This is a genomic window from Halodesulfovibrio spirochaetisodalis (genome assembly GCF_001672295.1).
Classification (GTDB): domain Bacteria; phylum Desulfobacterota; class Desulfovibrionia; order Desulfovibrionales; family Desulfovibrionaceae; genus Halodesulfovibrio; species Halodesulfovibrio spirochaetisodalis.
The window spans coordinates 28,513-45,275 of sequence record NZ_JXMS01000001.1 but is presented as its reverse complement, the minus strand read 5'-3'; the positions used below and the strand labels follow the sequence as shown (position 1 = coordinate 45,275).

Sequence of the window (16,763 nt, the reverse complement as noted above, 5' to 3'; positions counted from 1 at the left end):
GAGCATAAAGCATAACTTTATTTTTCATGCAAACTCTGAATTACAGCTGAGAAACAGGCATATTCATTCTGCTCTAAAGAGAATGCTGTACACTGTGCAGTCATCTATACATAAAAAAAAGCTGACACTATTCCGTATGCCTGCAAAGAGGAGTAGAACCCAACCATCTACACCTCTATGTAAGAAGTATGATTGTAACAGCGACCTACGAGTATTAGCCCGAAAAATGTCTTACTGCTTGCATCCCTACAAATCGATATTCTTACTGCGTCTGCATCACGAAACAATGTCAGCTCCTGATTACTAGAATGAGAATATCGCCAACACAAGCAAAAATTTATTATTTCATTGAAAATATAGAATGTCGACATTTTCTATGTACACTGTAAGCATTTACGTACCACCAGCCAGTGCAGAATACAATTTATTTGCTGACACGCTATACTGAGCTATCTGCCAATTTATGCAATAATTCCAAATTCAGCTTGTCTTCTTTCAAGTCTTCACCTTTTGGCGTCTCCAGCACCATAGGCAAACTTATAAAGCGCGCATCATTCACCAGCCGGGCAAATGTTTCCTCACCCAGCATTCCCGCGCCGATATGGTCGTGCCTGTCCAAGTGGCTGCCGAGTGCCCCCTTGGAATCATTCACATGCATGAATTTAAGCCGTTCTATTCCTAACACCCGCTCAAACTTATCAAAAGTGGCAGCATACCCTTCTTCAGTAGCAAGATCGTACCCTGCAGCATATGCATGACAGGTATCAACACAGACACCAAGCCTGTCTGCAACCTCTGACTGCTGAATAATTGCAGCAAGCTCAGTAAATGACCTGCCCAGGGTTGTCCCCTGACCGGCGGTATTTTCAAGCAGCACCATAACCCGTTCTGTACGGGACTCACGAACAGCTCTATCCAAATTTTTCGCTACCCGCTCAAGTGCTTCTTCTACCCCACTTCCCAGATGCGCTCCCGGATGCATGACAACGTACGGGATATTCAACTGCTCTGCTCTTTCAAGCTCATACGCAAGCGCAGCCACGGATTTTTCCACACCGTCTTCTTTGTGGGAACCTATATTAATCAAGTACGAATCATGCGCAGCAATCGGGTAATCTCCCCACTCCGAACATGCAGCAAGAAAAGCATCTATTTGCTTTTGCTCCAATGGCTTTGACTTCCACTGTCGCTGATTCTTCGAAAAAATTTGCAGTGCAGTTCCGTCCACACTCATAATGCGCTCAACTGCTTTTTCCAATCCACCAGCAATGGACATATGTGCACCGAAATATGGCATCAACATTTCCCCTTTGTTATTCACCAGCATAAAAAATTTTGAAAAGAAAATTAAATGGGTGCCTGTCATTCTTTTTTATATAGAGAAGCCCCACGCAAGTCAGTATTCATTTATTGTTCACGGCATCCATTGTCCACTGTAAAAACATACGCTATAACGCTTCATTCATAGCATATGGGAGTATAGTATAATGTCATCTATGAAATATACATTCAATCTTTCCGACACAGTAGGTACCGTTGGATATGTTTCCTGTGAACCGCCAGCAGATCTTACCTTCGAAGAAGCTCTTTCCTATCTCGAAGACCATCCGCTTGACGACTTCATGCACAAACACCTGCTTACCCGTGTTCAAAATTTCGATCAAAAGCAATTCAAGACACTGCTTAAAACGGCTGTGCAGGACTACACTATCATAAAGCCTGTGCTTGCAGCACTGCTATACGAAACCTGCCTGCTTTACGGAAAATTTTCCAAAATGCTTGCCCTGTTCCCGAATGACGCATCGGAACAGTTGCAAGAATATACTCCCCTTATCTACATTCGCTGGTTCAAACAGGAAGATAAATACGACCATCTCGCGTGGATAACCAAGTTCAAAGAGAACATTCACGACCATAAAATGCTTCCACTTCCTGATGTTGCGGAAGACTTCGATCTTCCAATGCTCTACGAACCACGCACGGAAGAATTTGTCACCGCCGCAGCCATCCGCGAAGACTTGTTGCAGACACCGTACAGTAATCCGTGGTCACGACCACCTGCACAGGAAACAACTGATCTTGCCCTGAGCAGACTCGATAAGACTCCGTTATTTGCCGATGTAGAAATGCGCCATATCGCATCACTATCCCCAATTGCATTGCTGCGCCGCTGGAATATTGACCTCAACGTGCAAAACGGCTCTCTGGATTATACGCTCCAAGGCCTCGCCACATCTTACGGACGCGGGCTTGCACTGGCAGATGCCAGAGCAGGACTGACAATGGAAGTTGTGGAGCGTTCTTCTTCATTCGTCTCTTTTGGTGACAACCATGTCCTGAACACACTCAAAGACCATCCACTTACCCACGCACGGTATTCTGAGCTTGTTGCACAGGGAATCACTGCGTTTGATCCCAACCTGCTTTCACTCGAAATCCCGTATGAAGATGAAAAGCTCTACTGGATGGAAGGACATACCCCTGCACTCGACAACGAAGGCTATGAGCCAATCCTTGTACCTGTGCAGATGGTGTACATGTTCTGCAACCTTGATGAAGTAGCTTTATTCTCATCCCCGGGCTCCACAGGACTTGCTTCCGGCAACATCCTTGAAGAAGCCAAGGTGGCAGCGCTCATGGAAATTTTTGAACGAGACGCAGAAGCTACCAAGCCATTCAATAAGCACGAATGCTTCACCCTAACCACAGAAGACCCGAAACTCTCCATGCTTCTGAATGACTATGCTGCCCGCGGAGTACACGTCATGTTTCAGGACATCACCACTGAGTTCGGTATCCCCTGCTATTATGCCTTTGTCATGGGCAGGCGCGGCGAAGTGTTCCGAGGTACCGGAGCCGGGTTGGACGGCAGACGAGCCATCGTATCTGCATTAACGGAAACTCCATACCCCTACCCGCAGAGCCCTCCGTCTGCACCAGCGTTACGTGGAATAGCAACTCGTAAGCATGAAGAGCTGTCAAATGTTTCCATGGAAGACCCTATCCGTAACGTCCAGCTGCTGGAAAAAATGCTTATCGCCAATAACAGACGCCCTGTTTACGTTGAGCTGGCACGTAAAGATTTACAGTTCCCTGTTGTCAAAGCGCTCATTCCGAATATGGAACTTACCGCAGATTTCGATTCATTTACCCGTGTAAGCCAGAGGTTATTTACGAATTACCTGCAGATGGAGGAATAACGTCCTCCTGCTGTTCATTGCCTTTTTGAAAAAGTTGTTTTTTTGAAACGTTATTGCCATCCTCTTTTTTGTGTTTAACTTAACAACGTTAGCTTCAAAAAAGGACTAGGCACAACGATTTTGTGATTGAGCTTATTTCAACACGTACCGCTGGGAGTAAGTCGCAACGCTCTCTAAATAGCCAGAGGTTGTTTAACCTTCATCGGCAAGGCAGGCTTAAAGGAAGGATACGCAATGAACGCGAAGGATAAAACGGCGTACTGCGGGATATACTGTCCCGACTGTATTCATTTGCACAACCAATACAGTACATTATCTCAAGAGCTTTTAACGCATCTTAAAAAAATCGAGTTCGATAAATATGCTTCGATCGAGAGCCCGTTCGGTGCAGAATTCACACACTGGGACAAGTTCTCCACCGTGCTGCACAAGCTCGCTTCTACCCAGTGTGAAAATCCGTGTCGTCCGGGAGGTGGCTGTTCCGGAACCGCTTGTAAAATTATGATGTGTTGTCAGGAAAAAGAGTTCGAAGGTTGTTGGGAATGTAATGATGTTGAACAATGCGATAAATTTGATTTTCTCGAACCACGTTGTGGACAAATGCCCAAGAATAATATTCTGAAAATCAAAACACATGGAATAGAAAACTGGGCAGATAAAAGAGCTAACTTTTATATCTGGCAAAAATAACCCCTCTGGCAACAACCAAATCCAGAGCTTCTGGCAACAGTTACATAGTAATATGTGAAACAAGTTTACCCACAAAATCGTTGTCTCGTCTTCAACCGACTATTTACGTTAACAATAAAAGGCTGTCCTGCATTTGCAGGACAGCCTTTTATTGTTAGACGCTATCCAGTAAGCGTAACCACAAAATGCACGTACAGCAAAGTACTATCATGTGGCCAAAGGCATCCTTATGCTACCCGCCGTACCAGCCTATGGCTCCTGAGAAGTAGGAGCAAGAACGATTTCACGAATGCAGACAGACTGCGGCTGTTCATAGGCAAACACAATTGAGTTTGCTACATCCTTAGCGCTCATTACGCCGCCAATCTGTTTTTTCCACTGTGTGTAGCCTTCTTTAATCACATCTGAAGTAGTGTGACTGAGCAGTTCTGTTTCAGCTGCACCCGGAGCAATAACAATTACGCGTACGTTATCGGACGCAACCTCTTCGCGAATATTTTCGCTCATAGCATGCACCGCGAATTTTGTACCGCAGTAGATAGCGTGATTCGGGAATGTCTTACGACCGGCTACGGAACTGATATTGATGATGGTACCTGTTTTACGCTCTCGCATGCTCGGAAGCACCGCATAGATGCCGTTCAATACACCAAGCATATTCACATCAACCATTTTTTTCCATTCCGCCGGATCCTGCTCATGTGTCAGACCAAGCAACATCACGCCAGCATTATTGATAATACAGTCTACAGGGCCGTATGTTGCTTCTGCGTCAGTTATAGCTTTTACCAATGCTTCGCGATCTGTTACATCAACTTGAGCGCAAATGGTGTTAGGCAGATTCAGCGCCTTCATACGGTCAAGACGACGCGCCACCAAAAGAAGAGGATACCCTTTTTCACTTAACATACGGGCGGTTACTTCGCCAAAGCCGGAACTGGCACCAGTAATAACTACGAGTGGTTTAGACATATTCTTTTCTCCAAATAATACGGGCATGCCCGTTGTTTTTTGTTTTGCTTAAGAATACACCCTTTTCTAACTTTGTATAATATAGAGTTCTTTTATTTATAATAGGCAATACCTATAAACTCTCAGACAGAAATCCTTACTATTACCCGCAAGCAGGAGTGCTTATGGATTTACGATTACTGCGCTACTTCATTGCTGTCTTTGAAGAGCACAATATTACTCGTGCAGCTCAACGCTGCCATGTTTCTCAGCCATCTATCTCCAGTGCAATCAAACAACTGGAAGAAATGCTTGATGTTTCACTTTTCAAACGCAGCAAGCAAGGAGTTGAGATCACAGACGAAGCACATCATTTATACCCAAGAGCAAAACGTCTGCTGGAGCAAGCACACACAATTGAAGACCTTTTTAAGGGTAATGGTGAAGAACAGCATTTAACCATAGGCGTCTTTCCGGATTTAAGCCCGAAACGTCTCGCTGATGTACTGGAAAAAATGCGCAAGGAAATTCCAGGACTAGTACCGCGCCTTGTGGATTTTCAATCTGAGTGTGATATCCGCATTACGGTGGATGTCCTTCGTAATCAGGGAGAAACATGGGTTCCATTATGGGAAGAAAACTATGTACTCTGCATGCGTCCAGACCATGAACTGGCAGGTCGTGAATTTATTCTGCCTGAAGAGCTTCATCAATATGACTTTATTGAATGTCCTCCTTGCGAAGCGCACCAACAAACCATCGGTCTGATGGCCTGCTCTGACTTACGTATGAATATTGTCGCCAGTGGTGAACACAAAAGTCAGGTAATGCATCTGGTACAGGCTGGATATGGAATTTCCTTTTTGCCGGACGGAGTACTGGAAACAGCACATGACCTTGTAACGGTTCCGCTTCGGGCACCACGTATGTTTAAACGTGTGGGCATCACGTATTCTGCAGATAAAACCGGAGCAGGTGTTGTTTCAGAAGTCATCAACCTATTTATGAAATGAACCGATTCAAAAAAATATAAACGGAGCGTCATATAGTCGCTCCGTTTTTTTGTTCAGCCCAAATCCCCCTGAAAATCGTCACTTACCAGCCTTACAATCGAATGTTCACTAAACACATCTTCTTTTAGTTACAGGTAGTTGTTGACATTTTATACACTTTAGCTCTTATACTATGCACTACGTTAGCAGAATGAGCGTGACTATATCGCGAACTCAACTTCACCTGAATCTGATTTTTTGCATTTTCTCCCACTGCTTGCTGCCTGATTATACTTCCTGCCTCCCTGCCGATCATCTGCATTCTTGTTTGCTGAGGTCTTCGGACTTGCAATAGACATGCATCTAATGATCTGATTAAATTACAGAACTCAGACTTTGTGCCTGTTTAATTGCAGCCGACAGTTATTGTGGCGTACGTGACGTTGTTACTTCTACTAAGGAGGAATGGTGATGGCACAGCAGGACACTCAACAAGAAGTTGTTGTTGATAAGGGGCACGCCAGTTGGTCTGACTTAATCAAACTTGAGGATTATTGGGCAATTTGGCTCGGCTTTGCGATTTTGGCCATTGGACTCATTATCTATCTGCCTAATGAACCAAAAAATTTACGTGAAACCATTGCTGAATCAAACGCAATCATGCAAATGGAGGCAAACAGAGCCCCCTTTAAAACAATTGAGTACTACAAGGCATCAGATGCCAAGGGCCTTAAGGCAACCTCAACCCCAATTGCAAAAGCAATTAAAAAATTTCAAAATAAGCCCCACGGCTGGTCGACAAATCCCGGCGAAGCCTTCTTTATGGGAAGCGAGCGCGCTGACGCAAAAAAAGCAAAGGCAGTTGCAAAATACGAAAAAGCCGAAGCAGCAGCGCAGGCAGCTCTTGCCTCTGCTACTACTGCTCAACAAGCAGCAGCCGATGCGAACTTTAGCGATGCACAATTAAACCAGCAAGCTTCAGACGCCATCAGTAACTGGCGCAACAAGAAATTTGCCGCCGGAAAAGCGAAAAAGAAAACAAAAGTTAAGCCATACGACCAGCTCACCTGGCTTGCAATCCTCTGCGTTGCCCTTGGCATCTTCTTTGCCATTGGACGCGCTGCAATGGGACACAGTCCTGTTAAGTTCTTCATCGGTTTCATTTTTGTCTTCATTGTTGCAACCCTTGCGTATGTCGCAGCCCAGCAAAGCACCATGAAAGGACTCGGCATAGGGTACGCAGCATGGGCTATCCTTTTCGGCCTGCTCATATCAAACACAGTCGGCACTCCTAAATGGGTTATGCATGCTGTGCAAACTGAATACTTCATCAAAACCGGTCTCGTTTTACTCGGGGCAGAAGTGCTCTTCAGTAAAATCGTCGCAATCGGTATTCCCGGCATTTTTGTCGCATGGGTAGTTACCCCTGTTGTTCTGATAACCACTTTTATCTTTGGACAAAAAGTGGTCAAAATGCCGTCCAAGACATTAAACATTGTCATCTCGGCAGATATGTCCGTGTGTGGTGTTTCCGCAGCGATTGCCACCGCAGCAGCATGCCGTGCGAAAAAAGAAGAACTCACCCTTTCTGTAGGCCTCTCTCTTGTATTCACATCCATTATGATGATCCTCATGCCTGCCTTTATTAAGGCTGTGGAAATGCCATACATTCTGGGTGGTGCATGGATGGGCGGAACCATTGATGCGACGGGTGCGGTTGCCGCTGCCGGTGCATTTCTTTCCCAGAAAGCTCTCTATGTTGCTGCAACCATTAAGATGATCCAGAACGTTCTTATCGGTGTAACTGCATTCGGTGTTGCTATTTACTGGTGCACCCGTGTTGACTGCACCCCGGGACGTTCAGTGAACGCATGGGAAATCTGGTACCGCTTCCCTAAATTTGTACTGGGCTTCCTTGCTGCTTCCATCCTGTTCTCATGGATCTACGCATCTATGGGACCGGATGTTGGATACGCAATGATTGACCACGGGGTTATCCGTGGCTTCTCCAAAGCATTCCGTGGCTGGTTCTTCTGCCTTGCCTTTGTTTCCATCGGCCTTGCTACCAACTTCCGTGAACTCGGGCATTACTTCAAAGGCGGAAAACCGCTTATTCTGTATGTATGCGGTCAATCATTCAACCTTATACTTACGCTGACAATGGCATATATCATGTTCTATCTTGTATTCCCTGAGATTACAGCCAAGATCTAGTTAACGTTTCAAGGACCACATATGTACCAGCTCAATCTGAAACGCATTCTCTCTTTCGTATCTGGAGTTTTTATCATCTGGCTATTTATGTTTGTGCTCTCGCCCATGCTCATTGAACATGTTGAGTCCGCAAAAACACTGGCAACGTTTATCCAGCAAAATGATATAAACTCCGGTGCCATTTACTGGAGTGATGTTGAGATAACTGCCGATGCGGAACTCGGTGCACGGTCAACAGTCACGTACCTCCCGAAAGGGAAATAACCACATAAAACAAAAGGAGCGATACCATGTATCGCTCCTTTTAATGCATATGTTGAATAGCAGCTATTCTGCTTTCTTTTTACCGTTCTTGCGTGCCCACCAGCTTCTGTCCGGCCCTTTATACCACCAGTCAGTATGGTCAGTCTCTGTAATACGCTGTGCAAGTTCGCGCCCCACATCTGTGCGCAAACGTGGCATTGCACCCTGCATCCATTTACCGGCGTACTTGTTGCCCAGATCAAACTCTTCTTTCAAATTCAAAATAAGGTCTATCTGGTCTGCATCCTGAGCAAGTTTGGATTCGAGAGATTCTGCTTCTTCCAGTTCATCCCAGTACGGTAACACCAGTTGCTCAAGGCCAGTTCCTTCCAGCGCATGGGTAAAAGCAGCCTTAGGGTCGCAGGTGTTATAAATACGGTTTACGTAGTTGAAGTCACCAATGCGAGCCTCATGAAAGTCATGAAACAAACACATCATAGCAGTGTGTACAGGATCTGCACCTGCTTCATTAGCAAGAACAAACCCCACAATAGCTGTTCTGAAGGAATGCTCCGCTACGTTTTCGCTTCCAGAACCCAAAAACTGATACCCACTGCGAGGAGTTTTTCGCAACATACCTGCTTCAAACAAAAAGTCGGCGAGTCTTGTAAGCTTTTCGCGCCCCTGCAAATTTACCTGAGGATCACAGGCTGTCATCATCAATCTCCCTTACCGGTCAAAGCATCATACTTTGTCAGTTACATTTTCTACTACGCATCATATAGTTACAACACGTGCCGCAAGACATACTCCGTTTGCCTTCGACTGTACAGTTACACATTTCTCACTATCTCATTCTTGACAGTATCTACATTTAGCCATATTGCTAAATACGTATTCAGGAGAACACATGCACGACTTTATTAAACTGACGAAAGCATTTTCAGACCCGACACGGGTACGTATTCTTGGGCTCTTACTCGAAGGTGAGCTTTGTGTTTGTAATATTGTGGAAGTGACGGAATTCGCACAACCCACCATTTCCCGCCATCTGAAACAGTGTACTGATGCGGGGTTAACCTTTGCCCGCAAAGCAGGCGGCTGGACGCACTACCGTCTCGCCACTGACAGCACTGAAAAATATATTGCCGAGTTCATATCCCTGCTCAAACAGGCTGTGGAAACTGACAAAACTTTTTTAGAGTTACGTTCGAAACTTCATGCCCTCAAAAAGGCAAAAAACATTTTCTAAAGAGGCTGCTGTTATGAAACCGCTTGATCTTACCCCCCAGACTCCTAATCAAAATAATGATGAGAACAAAAGTTCTTGTTCCATACATGGCTGAGCTCCAAATAAAGGCGGCGAGTTCGCTGCCCAAGCCTTTGGAGCTCCTGAAGCAAACAATCAGGCACCTCAGAACCCTTTTGAATCTCCGTGTGCATGCGGCTCAGCACCTGTACAGGGTGAAAAGCCCCGCTTTTCTCTTACCTTTTACGCAATCGTAGGAACTATCTCCCTCATTGCGTGGGTACTGCTTTACATGCAATTACCTGCAATTGCAGAAGCATTGACGGCTATGATTCCGGGAGTAGAAGCAGGAAGCCACCTGTCAGAAGCGATCCGCTTCTTCCTGTATGACACACCAAAGATCTTACTTTTGCTGAGTCTTGTCGTCTTTGCCGTAGGCATCCTGCGTACATGGATCACACCGGAACGCAGCCGCAGATATCTTAATGGTAAAGAATCCCTTGGCAATGTCATTGCAGCATGCGTGGGTATTATTACACCGTTCTGCTCATGCTCTGCTGTACCGCTCTTTCTGGGCTTTGTAGCAGCAGGTATTCCACTTGGCGTTACCTTCTCATTTTTGATTGCAGCGCCAATGGTAAACGAAATTGCGTTGGTACTGCTTTACGGCCTGTTTGGCTTTAAGGTTGCGGCATTGTACCTTGTTACCGGTGTAACCATTGCTGTGATTGCCGGTTGGGTACTTGGAAAAATGAAACTCGACCACATGCTTGAACCGTGGGTACGCCAGATTCGCGATGATGGCTCCAACCAGTCACCAGTCTACCCAACCTTTGCACACCGATTAGATTTTGCATGGGATTCTGTAGTGGATATTCTGGGTAAAACATGGCTGTACATTGTTATAGGTATCGCTGTGGGCGCTGGTATTCACGGTTATGTACCTGAAGGGGCAATGGCTTCTATTATGGGTAAAGAAGCATGGTGGAGTGTGCCAGCCGCGGTCGTGATCGGAGTACCTATGTACGCCAGTGCTGCGGGTATCATCCCTATTGTTTCAGCCTTACTCGGTAAAGGTGCCGCGCTCGGTACTGCACTGGCATTTATGATGTCTGTTGTAGCGCTCAGCCTGCCGGAAATGGTTATCCTGAGAAAAGTGCTCAGTGTAAAACTTATCTCAATTTATGTTGCGATTGTTGCCACAGGCATCCTCATTGTAGGCTTCCTGTTCAACATTGTTATATAGTTTTCCAAATGCACTGCAAAGTTGTGTGGCTTTGCAAAGGTGTACGTTATTACACCACGAAGAAACCGGTATGAGTGGCATGCCGGTTTCTTTAATGCCTCGCTCGCTACAAAAAAAGCCAAGCTCATGCAAACAAATGTCGTATGCAGTGAACTTGGCTTTTATCGTTCGTATCCTGTCAGAACTGGTAGATCAGTCAGGGGAAGACGTGTTTCGTATATTGATGAGTTCAATCTCTTCAAAGAAACGTTTAACCGTGGCTGCCCCACCGTTTTCCAAACACCCAGAACAGAATAAGCGTTGTGATAGCCCCTAAGGTATCTGCAAACATATCCTTCTGAGCATCCCAGATATCACCCTGACTACCAAGAAACTCAATACCAGCCTGCCCACCTTCTACTACAGCATACTGCCATTCGATAATTTCGTACGCAGCAGCAACGGACATGATCGCAAAAAGAGCAAAGAGCGTTGTCACAATCGGTCCAGCCAATTTTCTGCGAACGAATAGTTCTGCAATTGGGTATGCATAAAAACCTACTGAGTAATGCCCTATTCTATCAAAATGGTTGCGTTCAAAACCAAATAAATCTGTAACCCATTCAAACGGCACACCTGCAAAGGTGTAATGCCCCCCGATTGTATGCCAAAATAACCAAACAGCCATTAAGCCGTATGAGACATTCGAAAACCTGAAGAATGGAAATGTAATACAAAGTAAAATAAATATTGCTGCAACAGGAATAACTTCTGCTATCCATACTTCCCTTGAAACAGGGTTAATCCCCATTAAACCAAAGAATACAGCAAATACTGCCGCAAGAATATATGGAAAATTCTGTGCAGTACAAATTCGACCCATGAGTTCCTCCAAGATAATGTATTGCCAAAAGTTTTGAGAGACTATAGTACAAAATTATGACCATTAACATCTCTATACACTGTTTAGTATAGAAATTTCCAGGATGCAGTATGCAGTTTCGAATTACAACGTTACTCATAATTACAGCTTGCTTTGCAGCTCTCTGGTTAACACCATTGCCAGCGCAATGCGAAACTGTGCAATTTGTTACAGAACAGTTTCCTCCGCTTGCGTATACAAAAAACGGCAAGCTGGAAGGCTACAATATTGATCTGCTAAAAGCTGTCTGCAAAAAAATGAACGTCCCAAGCTACAACATCCGTATTCAGCCGTTTCCTCGCTCCATTAAACACTTCAATTCCCGAGTTCCTACCTGTCTGTTTCCCATTGCCTTAACAATGAACAGACGTGCAAAACATCGATATGCTCCATCCTCTGCTTCCTTTCAAGTAGGAATTCTTACACATAAAAAATACACAAAAGAATTTGCAGATAAAAAAAAGATACACAATAGCAGGATAAGCATTGGCAAATCTTCCAGCACTGTTCGAATTTTACGCAGGTATGGATTCTCGCAGAAAAGTTTTGAATACGGCACAACCCTTCCCTGCATAGTCAAAAAATTTGCTAAAGGACGCACCCACCTTATCGCCGGAGATATTGCCAGCATTAAGTATAATTACAAACTGGTCGGGGGTGATCCATCCGATTTGGTCGTGCTTAAAAAGCTCTCTGAACTTCAAAACGGTTTTATCTTTAATAATGCAGTATCGCAAAACTTTGTTTATGCATTCCAGCAAACCCTCTCAGAGTTAATTAACTCCAAAGAGGGTAAACGTATCTATAACAAACACTTTGCATTCAAAAAAAGCAAAACGTAGCAAGAAATTTGGACACAAAAAAAGCCTGCTCTATGCAGGCTTTTGGGTATGTATGATCAATTAGTAACGCGGGCGACGTTCGCGCGGGCGTGCTTCGTTCACTTTCAGGTTACGTCCGCCATGTACGCTACCATTAAGAGCATCAATAGCTTCAAGAGCGCCGTTGTCTTCCATCTCTACAAAACCGAAACCACGGGAACGGCCGGTCTCACGGTCTTCAATAACACGAGCTGAAAGAACTTCACCGAATTCTTGAAAAAGATCACGTAAATCATCATCACCAACAGACCAGGCAAGGTTGCCAACATAAATGTTCTTAGCCACGAAAAATCTCCAAAAGAATAAAAAAACAATGCGCATGCGCATCTACACAAGAGTAGCTCCAACACAGAGCCACAACTTCTCCAACACAGTGGCAGAGACACGCATCAAACGCATTCCCACCTATGCATAGCGTAACCGCATTTTTCGCATCTACGCTGAAACATCTTTATGAACGTCCGGACAGCAACACAAAATTTGCGTCATGCCGAGAGTTACACTCGTAGCATAAGTGGCAACCATTTGAAAATAAAATATTTAAATTATACAGACACCCGCACAACTAATCGTTTGTGCCCGTCCTGTTCATCACCACGTTACAGAAAGTCTGTACCTAACACCTAGTCTCCGGCTTCCAAAAGATAGATCGTCGCAGGATCAATCAAAAAAAGACATCCTTCCTTCAACTCATCCTCGCATGTACAAAAACCATTTCGCGGTAATGCATATGTAGCGGTTTTCTCCAGACTGGAGTCAATAAACCGTAGTTCATTTCCAGAAAATTCTTTCACAGCAGTCCAATGGCTAATCAGCGGTGCTCCCCTGAATGGCAGAAAACGTTTAAACTGCAAAACAACAGCCTTTCCATCTGCCATCTCCCAAAGCGTATCCCCTTTACTCCGATCACACTGGCTCCAGTCTGCTACTATCTTTAGTACGTCTTCAATACCTGCCTTTCCGTCAGGAAAAGGATGTGTATACTGTAATGATGTGCCTTCTGCATTTATGATTTCGATAAATGACCGGACTTCAGAAATATAGTCTGTATCGTTCCAGACTATATTTTTCCAGCTCTGCTCGTCACGGGACAGACCAACCAGCCCGGCATGAAACAATTTTCGGGCACTCCAATGGTTTATACCGTGCGTACGCTGCATTGCGTTAAGCACTGCATACAGTGCACAAAAATTATCAAGTTTCCCTTGAAAAAAAGCTTCCATAGTCCGCCACGTTCTCCCTCTGTAAATTCAACGTATAGTGAGGTTTGACACAAACTAAGTACGCAAGCAAGAGCTCAACTTAGCCCCCGATTATGATGCTCACAATTCCTTTTTTAACTAGACAAGTTATTCTGATACGTATATTAGGTTGTCAAATATATCTGGATAAATTGATATGCAAATAATTACATCACCTGCTGAACTGCAAAAAATCTGTCTCAAATGGCGCTGTGAAGGCATAAAAGTCGGCCTAGTTCCGACAATGGGCTATTTTCACGAAGGGCATAAAAATCTTATGCGCATTGCCCGTGAAAAGTCAGACAAACTCATTGTCAGCCTCTTTGTAAATCCTACACAGTTTGCTGCAAACGAAGATCTTGATGCGTATCCGACGAACCACGAAGGCGACGCACAGGATGCCCGTGAACTGGGAACAGATATTTTATTTATTCCTGAACCGGGAAGCATGTACGCAGAAGATCACGCGACATGGGTTGAAGTTCCAAACCTCGCTAAAGGGTTGTGCTCTGAAACTAGACCGACACACTTCAGAGGCGTTTCCACTGTCGTGACAAAACTGCTGGTACTCACCCTGCCTGAGTATGCAGTGTTCGGTGAAAAAGACTGGCAGCAGCTGGCCATTATCCGCCGACTCACACGTGATCTTAATTTACCGACAACCATTATTGGCGGCCCGCTTATCCGAGAAGATGACGGTCTTGCCATGAGTTCCCGTAACGCATACCTCACTCCTGAAGAACGTGCACAGGCAAAGCACATTAACGCAGGAATCCGTGCAGGCGCAGCAGCCTTTGAACAAGGCGAACGGGATGTTGAAGAGCTAAAAAAAATTATCCGCGCTTACTGGGCAGAACATTTACCGCTCGGTAAGGAAGATTATCTCGAATTTATTGATCCGGACTCAATGGAGCCGGTGACAGCCATTACTGACAAAGCACGCTGTGCAACAGCTGTGTATGTCGGCAAAGGAAGACTGTTAGACAACTGGCCGTTCTACCTGTAAACGGAGAGCCTCATGACAGCAACGCTGGAAAAAAGAACTCGTTGGCAGCGCCTAAAGCACTTTTTACGTGTAAACCTTGTGGCGGGCTTCCTTTTTCTTGCCCCCATTGTTGTCACTGTCTTTATCCTGCGTGTCTTGCTCAACTGGGCGGACAATGCATGGAGATTGGTACCGGATGCCTTGAGAATCCCAGAAAAGCTGGGAATCCCAGAAACCGGAACAGGTATCCTGCTTGTTTTTATTGTTTTACTCGTTACCGGCATATTGGTACGGAACTATGTAGGCAAAGCTGTAGCCCGCGCAATAGAGAAGGCAATTTTAAAGCTACCGGGCGTAAACCGCTTTTATGCTGCAACCAACCAGTTGTTCATCAGCGTGTTTAAAAGCCCTGCCAAAGAATTTAAACAAGTAGTCCTTATAGAATATCCACGCCCCGGGCTTTATGCTCTGGCGTTTGTTACTGGCATAGCTGTTGGTGAGATTCAGCGAAAAACCAGAGAAAAGGTGTTGAATGTGTTTGTGCCGACAACACCCAACCCAACTTCCGGTTTTTATTTAATGGTTCCGCAGGAAGACACCATTAAACTTGATCTTTCAGTAGAAGATGCCTTTAAAATTCTCATTTCCGGCGGAATTCTGAACCCAGAATCACCGGAACTGAACCATACAAAAAATTTAAAAACTGATACATCATCTAATTAGAGGAGCTTCCATAATGATGATCAACAACAAGGGTAAATACCACTTTACCTCTGAATCTGTTACTGAAGGTCACCCGGATAAAGTTGCTGACGCAATTTCTGACGCGATTCTCGATACAATTATGGCTCAGGATCCTGAGTGCCGTGTTGCTTGTGAAACTCTCGTTACAACCGGTATGGCTGTAATCGCCGGTGAAATCAGCACCACAGGATATGCAGACTTCCCTACTGTTGTTCGTGATACCATCCGCGAAATCGGCTACACCCATTCCGACATGGGCTTTGATGCTGATACCTGCGCAGTTATCTCCTCTATCGATAAACAGTCTCCGGACATCGCACAGGGCGTTGATCAGACCTCCCCTGAAGAACAGGGTGCCGGTGATCAGGGTATGATGTTCGGTTACGCATGTAACGAAACTCCTACTCTTATGCCTGCTCCAATCTACTGGTCTCACAAACTTTCCGAGCGCCTCACTGCTGCCCGTAAAAATAACGACCTCGACTTCCTGCGCCCTGACGGTAAAACAGAGGTTTCCTTTGAATACATCGACGGCAAGCCGACCCGCATCGACACCGTTGTTATTTCTTCACAGCACAAAGACGGCGTTTCTCAGGATGACATCGTTGAAGGCATCCGCGGAGAAGTTATTAACAAAACTCTTCCTGCAGAGCTCATCGACAGTGCAACCCGTATTTTCATCAACACCACCGGCCGTTTTGTAATCGGCGGCCCTATGGGTGACTGCGGTCTTACAGGCCGTAAAATCATTCAGGATACTTACGGCGGCATGGGTCACCACGGCGGCGGCGCATTCTCCGGTAAAGACCCTTCCAAAGTAGACCGTTCCGCGGCGTACATGGGTCGTTACATTGCAAAAAACGTTGTAGCAGCAGGTCTTGCTCCTACATGTGAAGTTCAGATTGCATACGTTATCGGCGTTGCTGAGCCTGTATCCGTTCTTGCTACTTCTTTCGGCACTTCTGAAGTACCGGACGAAATCCTCACCAAAGCTGTTAAGGAAGTATTCGACCTGCGTCCTTACGGCATCACCAAGACACTTGATCTCAAGCGTCCTATCTACAAAAAATCTGCATGCTACGGCCACTTTGGTCGTGAGCTTCCTGAATTCCGCTGGGAAGCAACTGACGCAGTAGACGCACTCCGCACTGCTGCAAAAGTATAGCAACAGATTGCAATACAACATGAGAAAGGGTGGAGCCATAAGCTCCACCCTTTTTTATGCC

At 45.3% G+C, this 16,763-nt stretch carries 17 protein-coding genes; 11 read left to right on the top strand and 6 right to left on the bottom strand.

Annotated features, from left to right (window positions below; translation table 11 throughout):
* Positions 1–439: 439 nt before the first annotated feature.
* The gene (locus tag SP90_RS00245; RefSeq protein ID WP_066851381.1) at positions 440–1,297 is read right to left on the bottom strand and encodes a deoxyribonuclease IV; all 858 of its coding nucleotides are present in this window, start codon (positions 1,295–1,297) and stop codon (positions 440–442) included.
* Positions 1,298–1,487: 190 nt separating this feature from the next.
* Here SP90_RS00245 and SP90_RS00240 point away from each other — a divergent pair, with 190 nt between their 5' ends.
* Positions 1,488–3,200 (top strand): YcaO-like family protein, encoded by a 1,713-nt coding sequence (locus SP90_RS00240; protein WP_066851380.1) that lies wholly within the window; start codon positions 1,488–1,490, stop codon positions 3,198–3,200.
* Between the two features lie 234 nt (positions 3,201–3,434).
* A complete protein-coding gene (locus SP90_RS00235; RefSeq protein WP_066851379.1) occupies positions 3,435–3,890 on the top strand; it encodes a DUF3795 domain-containing protein in 456 nt (151 codons plus the stop codon).
* Positions 3,891–4,139: 249 nt separating this feature from the next.
* On the opposite strand, the gene SP90_RS00230 is transcribed toward SP90_RS00235, so the two are convergent.
* Complete coding sequence (locus tag SP90_RS00230) at positions 4,140–4,862, bottom strand: SDR family oxidoreductase (RefSeq protein ID WP_066851378.1); 723 nt, start codon at positions 4,860–4,862, stop codon at positions 4,140–4,142.
* 164 nt (positions 4,863–5,026) lie between these two features.
* On the opposite strand from SP90_RS00230, the gene SP90_RS00225 reads away from it, so the two are divergent.
* From SP90_RS00225 to SP90_RS00215, 3 genes are all read left to right on the top strand, one after another.
* Positions 5,027–5,854 (top strand): LysR family transcriptional regulator, encoded by an 828-nt coding sequence (locus tag SP90_RS00225; RefSeq protein ID WP_066851376.1) that lies wholly within the window; start codon positions 5,027–5,029, stop codon positions 5,852–5,854.
* A gap of 450 nt (positions 5,855–6,304) precedes the next feature.
* Positions 6,305–8,047 (top strand): YeiH family protein, encoded by a 1,743-nt coding sequence (locus tag SP90_RS00220; protein ID WP_066851374.1) that lies wholly within the window; start codon positions 6,305–6,307, stop codon positions 8,045–8,047.
* A 21-nt stretch (positions 8,048–8,068) separates the two neighbouring features.
* On the top strand, positions 8,069–8,311 hold the full coding sequence (locus SP90_RS00215; protein ID WP_066851372.1) for a hypothetical protein: 243 nt from the start codon (positions 8,069–8,071) through the stop codon (positions 8,309–8,311).
* 63 nt (positions 8,312–8,374) lie between these two features.
* Here SP90_RS00215 and SP90_RS00210 read toward each other — a convergent pair whose 3' ends face one another.
* Entirely contained in the window at positions 8,375–9,007 is a 633-nt protein-coding gene (locus SP90_RS00210) for an HD domain-containing protein (RefSeq protein ID WP_066851371.1), read from the bottom strand.
* 193 nt (positions 9,008–9,200) lie between these two features.
* Between SP90_RS00210 and SP90_RS00205 the strand changes: the two genes are divergently transcribed.
* Positions 9,201–9,542: an ArsR/SmtB family transcription factor gene (locus SP90_RS00205; protein ID WP_066851370.1), complete on the top strand. Its 342-nt coding sequence runs from the start codon at positions 9,201–9,203 to the stop codon at positions 9,540–9,542.
* A gap of 289 nt (positions 9,543–9,831) precedes the next feature.
* Complete coding sequence (locus tag SP90_RS00200; RefSeq protein ID WP_066851369.1) at positions 9,832–10,785, top strand: permease; 954 nt, start codon at positions 9,832–9,834, stop codon at positions 10,783–10,785.
* Positions 10,786–11,035: 250 nt separating this feature from the next.
* On the opposite strand, the gene SP90_RS00195 is transcribed toward SP90_RS00200, so the two are convergent.
* The gene (locus tag SP90_RS00195) at positions 11,036–11,647 is read right to left on the bottom strand and encodes a DUF2238 domain-containing protein (RefSeq protein WP_066851362.1); all 612 of its coding nucleotides are present in this window, start codon (positions 11,645–11,647) and stop codon (positions 11,036–11,038) included.
* A 110-nt stretch (positions 11,648–11,757) separates the two neighbouring features.
* On the opposite strand from SP90_RS00195, the gene SP90_RS00190 reads away from it, so the two are divergent.
* Positions 11,758–12,528 (top strand): substrate-binding periplasmic protein, encoded by a 771-nt coding sequence (locus SP90_RS00190; protein WP_066851360.1) that lies wholly within the window; start codon positions 11,758–11,760, stop codon positions 12,526–12,528.
* Positions 12,529–12,588: 60 nt separating this feature from the next.
* Here the strand turns inward: SP90_RS00190 and SP90_RS00185 are convergent, their stop codons facing one another.
* A complete protein-coding gene (locus tag SP90_RS00185) occupies positions 12,589–12,852 on the bottom strand; it encodes an RNA recognition motif domain-containing protein (RefSeq protein ID WP_066851358.1) in 264 nt (87 codons plus the stop codon).
* A gap of 338 nt (positions 12,853–13,190) precedes the next feature.
* On the bottom strand, positions 13,191–13,790 hold the full coding sequence (locus tag SP90_RS00180; protein WP_066851356.1) for a hypothetical protein: 600 nt from the start codon (positions 13,788–13,790) through the stop codon (positions 13,191–13,193).
* Positions 13,791–13,965: 175 nt separating this feature from the next.
* On the opposite strand from SP90_RS00180, the gene panC reads away from it, so the two are divergent.
* From panC to metK, 3 genes are read left to right on the top strand one after another with little or no spacing between them, the layout of a single operon-like run.
* A complete protein-coding gene (gene panC, locus SP90_RS00175) occupies positions 13,966–14,814 on the top strand; it encodes a pantoate--beta-alanine ligase (RefSeq protein WP_066851355.1) in 849 nt (282 codons plus the stop codon).
* A 12-nt stretch (positions 14,815–14,826) separates the two neighbouring features.
* Positions 14,827–15,516 carry a DUF502 domain-containing protein gene (locus SP90_RS00170; protein WP_066851354.1) on the top strand — a complete coding sequence of 230 codons (690 nt, stop codon included), beginning with the start codon at positions 14,827–14,829 and terminating at the stop codon, positions 15,514–15,516.
* Between the two features lie 16 nt (positions 15,517–15,532).
* On the top strand, positions 15,533–16,702 hold the full coding sequence (metK, locus tag SP90_RS00165) for a methionine adenosyltransferase (protein ID WP_066851750.1): 1,170 nt from the start codon (positions 15,533–15,535) through the stop codon (positions 16,700–16,702).
* Positions 16,703–16,763: the final 61 nt, after the last annotated feature.

Coding starts and splice junctions, on each gene's coding strand:
- SP90_RS00235 (WP_066851379.1), top strand. CDS start 3,435: ATGAACGCGAAGGATAAAACGGCGTACTGCGGGATATACTGTCCCGAC.
- SP90_RS00240 (WP_066851380.1), top strand. CDS start 1,488: ATGTCATCTATGAAATATACATTCAATCTTTCCGACACAGTAGGTACC.
- SP90_RS00180 (WP_066851356.1), bottom strand. CDS start 13,790: ATGGAAGCTTTTTTTCAAGGGAAACTTGATAATTTTTGTGCACTGTAT.
- SP90_RS00220 (WP_066851374.1), top strand. CDS start 6,305: ATGGCACAGCAGGACACTCAACAAGAAGTTGTTGTTGATAAGGGGCAC.
- SP90_RS00215 (WP_066851372.1), top strand. CDS start 8,069: ATGTACCAGCTCAATCTGAAACGCATTCTCTCTTTCGTATCTGGAGTT.
- SP90_RS00170 (WP_066851354.1), top strand. CDS start 14,827: ATGACAGCAACGCTGGAAAAAAGAACTCGTTGGCAGCGCCTAAAGCAC.
- SP90_RS00195 (WP_066851362.1), bottom strand. CDS start 11,647: ATGGGTCGAATTTGTACTGCACAGAATTTTCCATATATTCTTGCGGCA.
- metK (WP_066851750.1), top strand. CDS start 15,533: ATGATCAACAACAAGGGTAAATACCACTTTACCTCTGAATCTGTTACT.
- panC (WP_066851355.1), top strand. CDS start 13,966: ATGCAAATAATTACATCACCTGCTGAACTGCAAAAAATCTGTCTCAAA.
- SP90_RS00245 (WP_066851381.1), bottom strand. CDS start 1,297: ATGCCATATTTCGGTGCACATATGTCCATTGCTGGTGGATTGGAAAAA.
- SP90_RS00205 (WP_066851370.1), top strand. CDS start 9,201: ATGCACGACTTTATTAAACTGACGAAAGCATTTTCAGACCCGACACGG.
- SP90_RS00225 (WP_066851376.1), top strand. CDS start 5,027: ATGGATTTACGATTACTGCGCTACTTCATTGCTGTCTTTGAAGAGCAC.
- SP90_RS00210 (WP_066851371.1), bottom strand. CDS start 9,007: ATGACAGCCTGTGATCCTCAGGTAAATTTGCAGGGGCGCGAAAAGCTT.
- SP90_RS00200 (WP_066851369.1), top strand. CDS start 9,832: ATGCAATTACCTGCAATTGCAGAAGCATTGACGGCTATGATTCCGGGA.
- SP90_RS00190 (WP_066851360.1), top strand. CDS start 11,758: ATGCAGTTTCGAATTACAACGTTACTCATAATTACAGCTTGCTTTGCA.
- SP90_RS00230 (WP_066851378.1), bottom strand. CDS start 4,862: ATGTCTAAACCACTCGTAGTTATTACTGGTGCCAGTTCCGGCTTTGGC.